Origin of the sequence: Pantoea sp. KPR_PJ (genome assembly GCF_041386365.1) — a bacterium.
GTDB lineage: Bacteria > Pseudomonadota > Gammaproteobacteria > Enterobacterales > Enterobacteriaceae > Pantoea.
The window spans coordinates 490,885-502,628 of record NZ_JABMIK010000001.1; the positions used below are offsets into that span (position 1 = coordinate 490,885).

The 11,744-nt window shown below is 55.8% G+C and carries 8 protein-coding genes; 5 read left to right on the plus strand and 3 right to left on the minus strand.

The features are described from left to right. Positions 1–158: 158 nt before the first annotated feature. Positions 159–4,724: an ATP-dependent helicase gene (locus HP564_RS02350; protein ID WP_371239791.1), complete on the minus strand. Its 4,566-nt coding sequence runs from the start codon at positions 4,722–4,724 to the stop codon at positions 159–161. A gap of 348 nt (positions 4,725–5,072) precedes the next feature. On the opposite strand from HP564_RS02350, the gene HP564_RS02355 reads away from it, so the two are divergent. Beyond that, positions 5,073–6,281: an aldose 1-epimerase family protein gene (locus HP564_RS02355; RefSeq protein ID WP_371239793.1), complete on the plus strand. Its 1,209-nt coding sequence runs from the start codon at positions 5,073–5,075 to the stop codon at positions 6,279–6,281. Positions 6,282–6,498: 217 nt separating this feature from the next. Then, the gene (locus HP564_RS02360) at positions 6,499–7,056 is read left to right on the plus strand and encodes a YbhB/YbcL family Raf kinase inhibitor-like protein (RefSeq protein WP_371239795.1); all 558 of its coding nucleotides are present in this window, start codon (positions 6,499–6,501) and stop codon (positions 7,054–7,056) included. A 234-nt stretch (positions 7,057–7,290) separates the two neighbouring features. Here the strand turns inward: HP564_RS02360 and HP564_RS02365 are convergent, their stop codons facing one another. Then, positions 7,291–7,539 (minus strand): two-component-system connector protein YcgZ, encoded by a 249-nt coding sequence (locus HP564_RS02365; protein ID WP_371239797.1) that lies wholly within the window; start codon positions 7,537–7,539, stop codon positions 7,291–7,293. Positions 7,540–7,671: 132 nt separating this feature from the next. Beyond that, positions 7,672–7,857 (minus strand): general stress protein, encoded by a 186-nt coding sequence (locus tag HP564_RS02370; RefSeq protein WP_371240641.1) that lies wholly within the window; start codon positions 7,855–7,857, stop codon positions 7,672–7,674. A 454-nt stretch (positions 7,858–8,311) separates the two neighbouring features. On the opposite strand from HP564_RS02370, the gene HP564_RS02375 reads away from it, so the two are divergent. The 3 genes from HP564_RS02375 to HP564_RS02385 all read left to right on the plus strand — a co-directional run bounded on the left by HP564_RS02375 (position 8,312) and on the right by HP564_RS02385 (position 11,710). Beyond that, on the plus strand, positions 8,312–8,479 hold the full coding sequence (locus HP564_RS02375; protein ID WP_371239799.1) for a hypothetical protein: 168 nt from the start codon (positions 8,312–8,314) through the stop codon (positions 8,477–8,479). A 490-nt stretch (positions 8,480–8,969) separates the two neighbouring features. After that, a complete protein-coding gene (locus HP564_RS02380) occupies positions 8,970–10,895 on the plus strand; it encodes a methyl-accepting chemotaxis protein (protein WP_371240643.1) in 1,926 nt (641 codons plus the stop codon). A gap of 503 nt (positions 10,896–11,398) precedes the next feature. Beyond that, on the plus strand, positions 11,399–11,710 hold the full coding sequence (locus HP564_RS02385) for a hypothetical protein (RefSeq protein WP_371239801.1): 312 nt from the start codon (positions 11,399–11,401) through the stop codon (positions 11,708–11,710). Positions 11,711–11,744: the final 34 nt, after the last annotated feature.

The window sequence follows — 11,744 nt, forward strand, 5'->3', positions numbered from 1 at the left end:
TTTTTTAATTATGCCAGAGGGCGTTTGATATCAGGCGCGATCAAACTATATATGATTACTTTTGCTGCCAGATTTTGTTTTATACGCATTTATTAGCGGCCCTGCAGATGAGGAATAAGTTATCCCAGGATCAATGAAGGCCGCGTTATAAAAACGGGTTAACCATACCAGCTATATCCCTTAGGCTCGCGTGAAAAACCGACGCGGCGCAGCGCATCAATCAGGGGAGACTGACCGGCAGGCTGGCCGTTAATGGTTTTCAGCGTTAACCCTGATGCCCGCTCGCGCCGCAGCGCGCTGGCCAGTGCCTCGATGGCCGCCGCGTGCAGGTTCTCATCGCCATAGCTCAGCAGTTCCTTACCACCCTGTGCCAGATAGAGCAGCAGCTGACCCCGACAGAGCACCACCAGCGCACCGCTGCGACGTGTCGGCCGCGTGACCGCTGGATGAGCAGGCCAGCGCAGCGTGACGCCAAACGGGTTAGCGGGATCGATGGCGGAGAGTGCCAGGGCCAGAGGTTTACCTGATGGCGGATCAGCAAGCATGCGCAGCCGTTCAATCGTGGCGTTTTCAGCAAACTGTGCGCCGCCAAGTCCGGCAACAAAGCGACCACGCAGGACGCGCCCGGCATCTTCCAGCCCGCGCATAATGGGTTGCAGGGCAGGGAAGCCGCCGGGGATCTGCTCAGCCATCGCTGCGCTGCGCGTCACTACTCCCCAGCGATCCAGTAAATTATCGGCAATCGCCAGCGCCATCTGTGTAGCGGGCAGGGCGGATCGGTTAAGACGCGACCAGCGTCCCGGCAGAGCTGGCGTACCGGTATGGCCCAGCTGCAGGCTAATACGGCCGCGCCGCGTGCGCAGCGACCGCGTGGGTTTTGCACGTGCGCTGGCGCTCATGCCGTGTAACTGGCGAAGAGCCGCCCAGGTATCAGAGGTGACATAACCCGCCCACGCCAGCTCCCAGATCGCGCGCTGAACCTGACGCTCATCAACGGCAGGGGAAACGTCCGCTACAGCGGCAGCAATCTGATGCGCAAACCACGCGCTGCCGTTATCCAGCCGCGCCAGAATCGCGTTATGCAGCGGCGTCAGACGCAGCGTCTCCTGCTCCTGGCGTTGTGGCAGCAACGTTTCCGCAGCGAAGGCCCGTAAATGTAGCGAAACCAGGCCATCGTTGTGGCCCAGCGAGCGTTCGCCTGCCCACAGTGCCTCACCCGAAGAGAGAAGTTCATCCAGCATCGCAGGCTGATAATCCCGCACGCGAGCGGGTAAAATCTGCGACTGCCAGATTGAAGCAGGCAGCGCCAGACCAGCAAGCTGCTCAATTACACGCGCCACGCCGTTCACGCCTTCATAGCTGCCCAGCCCGTTTTCTCCTGCCAGGCCCTGGCGCTCAAGCAGCAGGGCAACCCAGGCTTCCGGCGGTACTGGCCGCGTGGCCTCTCGCGCCGCCTGTAGTGAGCGAATGCGCAGCCGTTTAAATATCTCTCCGGCAACCCACTGCTTCTGCCCCTCACGCGCATGTTCAGCGGTCGGCAGAGTAAAATCGCCCTGCAACAGTTTGCCCTGGTCGCGCAGGCGCGCCAGCGCAGCGCTGACCACCGCCGGGCCCAGCCCGAAATGGTGCGCCAGCTGATCGGTAGTAAAGGGCGTATGCGTGCGGGCATAGCGGCCCAGCAGATCGCCCAGCGGATCGGCCACCGGCTGTAAAAAGACGGCAGGGAGGGTTGCGGGCAGCACCACGCCAAGGGCATCGCGCAGGCGCGCCGCATCCTCAACCGACGCCCAGCGCGGTTCACCCGCTATGGTCACGCAAATGGCGCGGTTCACCTGTGCCAGCGCAGTTATCGCCGCCTGCGCATCGCCCTGAACGCGCGCCGACAGTGCTGTCTGGCTGAGCGGCCCCAGCTCACGCAGCAGATCGGCCACGCCTTCTTTATCCGTTGCCTGGTAGCGTGAAGCGAGGCGTTGCAGCTCCTGACCCACGCGCTCAACGACGCGGACATCGAGCAGCGTATGCAGCGCGGTCTGACCCAGCAGTTCACTCAGCAGACCGCTGTCGAGTGCCAGCAGCGAAGCACGTCGTTCAGCCTGTGGTGCATCGGTGGCATAGATAAATTCTGCGACATAGCCGAACAGCAGCGGCGCGGCAAAGGGGGATGGCACCTCTGTGGTTATCTCGGTGAGGGTTACGCTGCCGTTCTGAATGCGAGCCATTAACTGCTGGAGCGCGGGGAGGTCGTAAACGTCCTGTAAGCATTCGCGGGCGGTCTCAATCAGAATCGGGAAGTCAGTATAGTCGCGTGCCGCAGCCAGTAACTCTCCGGCGCGCAGCCGCTGCTGCCACAGCGGTGATCGCTTGCCTGGATTTCGGCGAGGCAGCAGCAGCGCGCGCGCAGCGCATTCGCGAAAGCGCGCGGCAAACAGGGCTGACTGGCCGACGGCTGCGGTGACAACGCGTTGTAGCGTATCCGCGTCGAACTGAAACAGCGCTGCCCCGGGCACAGGATCCCCGGTATCAGGGAAGCGAGCCACAATACCGTCGTCCCCTGCCACGATAGCGGGATCCAGCCCCGTGCGCTCGCGAACACGCGCTGCCACCGCCAGTGCCCAGGGCGCATGCACACGCTGGCCCCAGGGCGAATGCAGTATCACCCGCCAGTCGCCCGTTTCATCGCGGCAGCGCTCAACCAGCAGTGTGCGGTCGGTCGGGACCAGGCCAGCAGCTTCACGCTGTTCGGCCAGCAGGGTGTGAATATTGTGCTGCGCACTGGGGTCCATCCAGTCCATCGATGCCATTTTTCCCGATTCAGCATCGCGCAGAAAGCGACCGATGTTTTCGCCCAGCAGCGCCGGGCGGCCCACGCCATCACCGCGCCAGAAAGGAAGCCGAGCCGAGCGTCCTGGCGCAGGCACCACAACGACCTGGTCATGGGTAATCTGCTGAATACGCCATGAGGTCGCGCCCAGGGTAATGATGTCGTTTACCCGCGATTCATACACCATCTCTTCGTCCAGCTCTCCGACGCGGCGTGAGCCAGCCTGCTCTTCACCTTCCGGCAGCATCACGCTGAACGCGCCGCGATCGGGTATGGTACCGCCGCTGGTCACGGCAAGATGCTGCGCACCCGGACGCGCGGTCAGCAGATGAGTGGCACGATCCCAGATCAGGCGCGGACGAAACTGAACGAAGGCATCAGCAGAATAGTTGCCTGACAGCATATCAAGCGTTGCGTCAAACAGACGGCGTGACAGCGTGCGAAACGGGTCGGCCCGGCGTACGGTCGCAAACCATGCCTCTGCTGAGAGGGTATCCATCGCGACGGCTGCCACGGTTTGCTGCGCCAGCACATCCAGCGGGTTCTGAGGAGGGGTAACCGGTTCCAGCTCGCCATTCAGCATACACTGTACGGTGGCGGCCGCATCCACCAGGTCGCGCCGCGTGCGCGGAAAAACAATACCGGTAGAGATGCCACCCACCTGATGGCTGGCGCGGCCAACGCGCTGAAGCGCGCTGGCCACCGACGGCGGTGCACCCACCTGGATCACCAGATCAACCGTGCCCATATCAATACCCAGCTCCAGGCTTGAGGTGGCAACCACGCAGCGCAGGGCGCCAGACTTCAAGGCCGCCTCAATTTCGCGGCGTTGCTCTTTTGACACCGAACCGTGGTGCGAACGGGCGAGAATGGCCGCTGCGCCATCGCTGCGTCTCTCTGTGCCACCGTTTGTCGCGTCATATGCCACCGGCAGGTCGCTGGAGGCGGATTCCGTGCTGAAACGGGCAGCGTAGCGTTCATTTAGCCGGGCGGTAAGCTTCTCTGCCAGCCCGCGCGAGTTAGCGAAAACAAGAGTTGCGCGTCGGGCCAGCACCAGCTCAAGAATACGCTGTTCGATATGCGGCCAGAGCGAACCCTGAGGATGGTGACTCTCCTGAGCCCCCTCGCTCGTTGTGTGCCCCGGTATATCGGTCATATCCGCCACCGGCACGCTAATTTTCATCTGCAACGGGCGGCGGGCAGGCGAATTGACAATCGTTGTGGGCTGCACGCCGCCGAGGAACTGCGCCACCCGCTCCACCGGGCGCACGGTGGCGGACAGACCGATGCGCTGGGCCGGCTTCGCCAGCAGATCGTCCAGCCTCTCCAGACTGAGCGCCAGCTGCGAGCCGCGTTTGCTGCCCGCGACCGCATGCACTTCATCCAGAATCAGGGTCGTCACGCCGCGCAGGGTTTCGCGGGCGCGCGACGTCAGCATCAAAAACAGCGATTCCGGCGTGGTGATAAGAATATCTGGCGGCGTACGCTGTAACTTTGCCCGCTCGGCGCGGGTGGTATCACCGGAGCGCATACCGACCGTCAGCGTGACCGGTTTTTCACCGCGCTGCTGGCGCTGCTGCTGAACCCCTTCCAGCGGCCGCTGCAAATTACGCTGAATGTCTGCCGCCAGCGCTTTAACCGGTGAAATATAGAGGATACGCGTGCGGGTGGTTTTGTCAGGCAGCGCCAGCTCTTCACGCTCACGATACAGGGCGTCAATGGCGTGCAGGAAGGCTGCCAGCGTTTTGCCCGAACCGGTCGGAGCAATCACCAGCGCCGACTGGCCGCTGGCAATCGCGTCCCAGGCTGCCGACTGCACCGGCGTGGGGAGCGTAAAGGTGGCGTAAAACCAGCGTTGCGTCGCTGGGGCGAAACGCGCGAGTGAGGCATCCGTGGCGGACATAGAAATTAAGCGGCACCGGGTTAACAGAGTTTGCCTAAGCGTAGCTTTAAATCGCGCAATGTCAGCAAACCTGCCCCATCCAGAATGAACGGATGATGCCGCAAGAAAAAGTGCCTTGATATTTCAGGGCTGAAACGATTTAAGGCGCGGCTCGGATTTGCGCCTGCCGACCTGAAAACGTGGATAAACACGCCCGTTTTACCCTGCCAGCCTGTGACACAGCTCCGCTTTATTGTCTTACTCTGGACAAAAAACTGCCCAGAGTGAGACGGGTCACGTTTTAGCCTGGGTGAAATCCCTACTCTTTGCTGACTTTAGCTTAATCAATTCAGCAGCGGGATGCGCAAAATGAACAAAGCACTTTTGGCAGGTATGGTTATGGCGGTAATCAGCAGTCAGGCAGAAGCAAAAACCTGGGTGCTGACGGATGCTGACACGGGTACTGATCAGGGAAACTGGCAGATCAACAGTAAAGCGCTGAAGCTGACGGGCACTCCCTTCAGCCTTGAGCAAAAAGTGCTTCATGGCGGCAAACAGGAAGGGTCGAAGGTGCTGACGCTTAGCAGCGCAGATGGACTGACCATCGCGCTTAGCCCCACGCGCGGTATGGATCTGCTGCACGTAAACGGTTTTGGTGTGCGGTTGGGTTGGGATTCACCGGTCAAAGAAGTCGTAAACCCCGCCTACATCCATCTCGACAGCCGTAACGGATTAGGCTGGCTGGAAGGATTTAACGAAATGATGGTGCGCTGTGGATATGAGTGGACCGGTCATCCGGTAGTGAAGGATGGCAGGATCTACAGCCTGCACGGTAAAGCGGGGAACACGCCCGCCTCCAGAGTAGAAGTAACGGTAGAGGATAATGCCCCGCACGAGATCCGCGTGCGCGGTCTGCTCCGGGAGACCACATTCAAAAAAGCGAATCTGGAGACATGGACCGAACTGCGTTATGTGCCGGGTGCAGATACCTTTACCCTGCATGATGTCGTCACCAACCAGGGTGACTACCCACAGGATTATCAGATTATCTATCACAGCAACATTGGCACACCGATTCTGGAAAAAAATGCGCGCTTTATCGCGCCGTTAAAGTCTGTTTCTCCCTTCAATGATTATGCCAGAAAGGGCCTGCAGGACTGGAGTCTCTACGGAGCACCAACCAGAGACTTTGATGAAATGGTCTTCAATCTGGTGCCGAAAGCAGACAGCGACGGCAAAACGCTGGCCGCAGTGATTGACAGCAAAGGCGAGAAAGGGGCCGCCATTGCATTTGATACCCGTCAGCTGCCGCTGCTCACCCTGTGGAAAAATACCGATACGCTGAAGCAGGGCTACGTCACCGGTATTGAGCCCGGCACCAACTACGCCTATCCGGTGACCGTTGAAAAAGAGCAGGGCAGAGTGAGACAGCTACAGCCAGGCGAGAGCACGACCTTTGAGCTGACCTATACGCTGTTAAAAGACGCCAGCGCGGTGCGCAAAACCGAGCAGCGCATCAGCCAGATTCAGGGCGATGAAAAGATTACCGTAAATGAAAACCCCATTGCCAGAGAGTAACAACGATCGGATGACGGGCCGATTCTGCACAAGATGGCCCGTCTTCTGTCTGCCCTGTCAGGGCGCACTTCCCTGGCCCGTGGTGTGATTAGGCGGTGATCCCCCTCTGGCCAGGCTTTCCTGGTGGACGCTGACCAGAGACTCAGTAAAAAAATCCTGCTTAACAGCGAGGCGCTTCCATACTTAGGTTTCAGCAACCTAAAAGGAGGCAGAGGTTATGAGAGTAGCAAGCGCTCTACTGCTGGCGGCACTGCCCGCCGCGAGTTTTGCGGCAAACCCGCTTTTTACGCTGCAGTCACCCGATTTTACCGACAACGCTTTTATGGCGAAATCCTTTGCCGGAAACAATAAAAACAGTCCCGCCTGTACCGGCGAAAACATCTCTCCCGCGCTGAGCTGGTCGAACGCGCCGCCAGAGACAAAGAGTTTTGCGATACTGGTGACCGACCCGGTCGGAGGCAAAGGGCTCGGCGTCACGCATATGGTGGTTTATAACATTCCTGCCACCACAACCTCTTTTGCGCGGGGCGATCTGACATCCGGAAAAGGTTATACCGCAGGCAAAAATTCGCCCGGCACCCGCGGCTGGTATGGACCTTGTCCGCCGGTCGGCAGCGGAATGCATCACTACAATTTTGTGGTTATTGCTACCGACCTGCCACCGGAGCAGCTCAAAGCTGACCTGACCCATGATGCGTTGTTAACACAGCTGAAAGGGCACGCGCTGGGTGCGGCTTCGCTGGTGGGACGGTTCAGCAACGATCCTCAGCAGTAGCAGGAGAGAGGGCAAGCCAGTATGGCTTGTCCGATGATGCGTCTGCTATTTCAGCCCCTGGGGGCTGGCGCTTTCTTTATTATTTTAAGCGCGGGATAAATATTATTACTCTCGCTATATTCTGCCGCCTGTAAAACAGCCGGCCGCCGCAGAGGACATTTCGGCAGCAGAGGCTGAGCGGATAAAAAGGTTTCCCTGGTGGGGCAAGCATCAGCCTTCTGACAAAACAGCCATTTATTCCGATCGCTGACGACCAAAAAGCAGGCGAATAAGCCGGTAGTACACTCTCTCTTCTTCCTGACAGCGAGCATGCTCAAGACGCTTGAGTAATTTGCAGCAAATAGATTTGCGGTTAACAGGCTCTTCAGCGCTCAATAATTCGCACACGATTTTGCCTACGGTCAGGTAGCGGATCGTGGCTTCGTCGCTGAGACGCCGATCTTTTAGAGTACAGGCGCGCGTGTCGCTACTTTTTTCTGGCATAATCCCTCCAGCAAATAACGGCATAAACAGAATGTTCACTTCAGCGGCTAAATAAGCGTTTCAGATAATTGTAATACGTCGGCGGACGTCCTCCGCGCAAAGGGAACACCGACTTTTAACCTTTTGCAGCCGCTATTGTGCTGCTTTTTCGGACGCTGGACGTCGGATGACTTTTCCCCCGGTTCGACCGACTGCAATTATACGCTCGCGATTATTTATAACGTTGCCGTTGCTGATCTGGCCACCTTTGCGCCCCGCTTCACGAGCCTTTTCGGGATTATCTAAAAAATTCCCCGAACTACCGCGCCGTTGCAACATAGTGTCACCTTGTCTGTTAAAGATTTGCTCCTGGAGTAAATAAACTATGAATTTATAAACAGGAGATTTCAATATTAAATTTCCTTATTTAGCTTTAATCTGCAACAGGGATTAATATAGCTAAAAATGGCACTACGCCTAATGTATTCATATTAAATAAAATAAAGGGTGTTTTTGTACAATAACTTGCTTGCCGTACAGATTTACAAAAAGAGCTAATCCGTGAAGAGCATCACATATTCTTCAGCATATTTCTGACTGGGTTGCAGTGAGAGCGAAATAAAAACCTGAACCTGAGTAAGTACGCTTTTTTATCAGAGGCTGATACCCCTGCGAACGTCCCTGCAGTGTGAGTGTGGAAGTCGTTTCTGTTATTCAACGCTGTAACCCGCTGAAATCGTAGTCGTCACCTATACTGACCCTTTAACCGAAGCGCAAAAGTGAGTGGCCAGATATGAAAACGATGGAAGCGTTTGAGCGCCAGCGGTTTGAGAGCTGGGTCCGCAGTGATGAATTATTCGAAGAGCGCTGGCTGAGGCGGAGCAGTACCGGAGAGTACCGTTATCATCTGGTAGAAAACCGCTGGAAAGCGTGGCTTGCGCGCAGCAGGCTGGCCGACTAATTTTTAGTCGGGTTTGTGCTAAACAGTCTGCGAAATATTGATTTGTTATCAAAGGTCTCGCTGCCGCCAGAGAGTTTTCCAGGCAGGGGGACTTTTACCCGTCAGCGTTATTGAAGACAAAGGCTGGCGAAAGTTCATCGGCATTATTTGCCAGAACTTTACTTTTGTTATTAATAAAACCCCACCCTACAGGCAGGCTTACCAGCAGCGCGCTGTCATACGCGACGTGTTTTATTTATCATGTTGATATTTATCATTTTTTTGCCGTTTGGCTTAATCGCAATGTGCAGTAAATATCGCCTGTACAGGAGATGGTAAATCACCGTTAGCAACCTATAATCCTTTTTCGACTGAATATATTTAAGTGGAGTGACTGAAACTGCACCTGGCGGCAGCTTCCTGCAACAGATAAAGAATGTCACAGGAATAACCTGGATTAACCTTTATACGTGATGCATTTTGCCACGTATTACCCACCCAGATGGAAATGATGAAAACACTACTTAACAGAATGAATCTGCCAGCCAAATTTCTTATTCTCGGCCTATTTGCCCTGATCCTGTTTCTTCTTCCGACGACACTGTTTATTCAGTCGGGTAATCAGCTTATTGATGCCAAAGAGCGCGAGTTGAGCGGGGTATCGGTAGAAAAACAGATGTTAAAACTACTTAATCTGTTACAGCGTCATCGCGCTGAAACCGCTATCGCCATTTCACTAAAAAAACCTGATAACCCGGCACGTCTGGCGCTGGTTAGCGAAATTAACAGGCTGAATGAGGCTATTCAGGCGACGCTGAGTAAAGACGATCCCGATGCACAACCCCTGAAGCGGCTCAGGAAGATAAGCGAGGCCTGGATTCAGCTGCAAAGCGCGATAAGCAGCGGCGCGCTCTCCTTTAATGAGAGTCTCACCGATCATGCACACCTTATCGACATTCTGCTGAGTGCCAATCTTGATGTGCTCGATTATTACGGACTATCGCTTGATAGCGATCTGAATACCTATCAGCTTATTACCAGTATCTACAGCCAGCTGCCCCAGCTTACCGAGACGCTGGGGCAGATCAGAGCTCTGGGAGCCTCGCTGATCGCCTCCGGCGCGATTGCGGAAAGCGACTATAGCCGCATGGCGTTTAAGGTGGAGACGGGCAAATCAGCGCTTGAGCAGTTCAGCGGCAATCTGGATAAGGTCTATGCTATTGAACCCGCGCTGGCCTCCGATTTTAGCGCGATCGCGCAGGAAGCGAGCCAGCAGGCACGCAACGCGCTGCAGCTCACCGAGAATATTTTTGTCAGCCGAAGCGACAGCGTAGCGGCCGTTGAATTTGTCCGGGTATTTACGCAGGCAATCAATGAATACAGTGCACTGGGTGCGCAAAACAGCGATCGCCTTGCACAGATGCTTCAGTCGCAGATTGAGGTGCGCCGTCATGCGCAATATCTGCTGCTGGCCGGGTTGCTGGCAGTTGCGCTGGCGGCGGTGTTCATCGCACTGTTGATCAGTCGCTCGGTGACGCGTCCGCTTCAGGAGGCGGTGCATCTTGCCAGCCAGGTGGCGGCCGGAGATTTAACCTCCCGACTGAATATCCACGGCAACAACGAGATGGCCGCGTTGCTCAGGGCATTAATGCAGATGCAGCAGCATCTTGCTCAGCTGGTCTCTGATATTAAAAGCAATGCCTCAGTCATTGCCACCTCCTCGGAAGAGATTGCACAGAGTAACGGCGATCTCTCTTCCCGGACTGAGCAGCAGGCCGCCTCGCTGGCTGAGACGGCAGCCAGTATGGAGCAGATGGCATCAATTATTCAGCAAAATGCGGATAATACGCGCTTTGCCTCTGACAGGGCCGTATCTGCCACGCAGGCGGCGCTGAGGAGTGGCGAAGCGATGGATTCGGTGATGGATTCGATGCAGCGCATCCGCGGCAGTGCAGGGCAGATTGAAGAGATTACTTCTGTCATTGACGGCATTGCCTTCCAGACTAACATTCTGGCACTGAACGCTGCCGTGGAAGCGGCCAGGGCTGGCGAGTCGGGTAAAGGGTTTGCCGTTGTGGCAGCTGAAGTCCGGGCGCTGGCGCAGCGCTCAGCCAGCGCAGCAAAAGAGATCAAAAGCCTGATTGAGCATGCTGTCGGCGAGGCGCAGGAAGGAATGAGCATGGCGCAAAGCGCAGGCGACAAGGTAAAACAGAGCCTGAGCGCGATCGAACAGACCTCACAGCTGATTCAGGATATCTCCTCGTCGTCAGCTGAACAGAGTAGCGGCATTTCGCAGGTGAACATTGCCGTTAATCAGATGGATCAGGTGACGCAGCAGAATGCGGTGCTGGTAGAGCAATCGGCCTCGTCAGCAGAGGATCTGGCGCAGCGGGCAGGGCAGCTACGGCAAATGGTCGCGGTGTTTCGCACAGTGTAAGTCAGCCGCAAGCCGTGTGCACTGGTGGGGCGAGGAAGCCTGTTTCGGGCTGCTTCCCCTTGCCCCACCTTTTTCACACAGGAGACGCGCGCCTGCGGGAGAGTGGCATCAGAGAGACAGGGAGGGCGACACAAAATCTTTGATGGCTTCGTCAGTCGGCAAATCCGGCCGCTATCCAGATACCCAAGATAAAATTAAGTAACTGTCACCCGCGCCGAGCATGACAGGGCACTCATCACGCGGATAAAGCGAATTGCATAAGGATCCGTGAAGATGTTGAACAAAGTAATGTGCAACGGCGTGTGACGTAAAATATTAATTATTTTTTACTAATGAAAGGTGGGCTTTGAATAAATTATTCGATTCAGACAGGCGGCTCTCCTTTACTAAAAGCGTCGTTTTTACAAAAAAACTGTGAATAATCTTTTTTTTTGGAAATTTAAAAGCGCAGCGCCAGATAGCCGCTATGCTTAGCAGTGAGGTCAGATTTAGCAGAGGTTTTTTTGTACATAATAAATATTGATATTGATAATTATGCGCTTGAATTGAGACGCATTGCAGCAAGCTATCAGACAGGTGACACGCTCTCCAGCGTGAAAAAAAAGGTTGATGAACTTATGGACGCACTTAAGGCATCACTTGCCCATGACAGCCATCTTCAGGTGGAAAAATGGTCAGAGCTGGCCCAGGCGCTTAACCTTTGTATGAGAAACACCGCCGATCCCAACTGGACAACGGTGATGGCTTATGCCCGACGGAAGGTCAATCGTAGCAAGCAGAATGCTCTGTTCAAACGCAGACGCTTTAAAGAATAAACCGCCACTGGCGGTTTTTTTTTGCCCTGTTCTG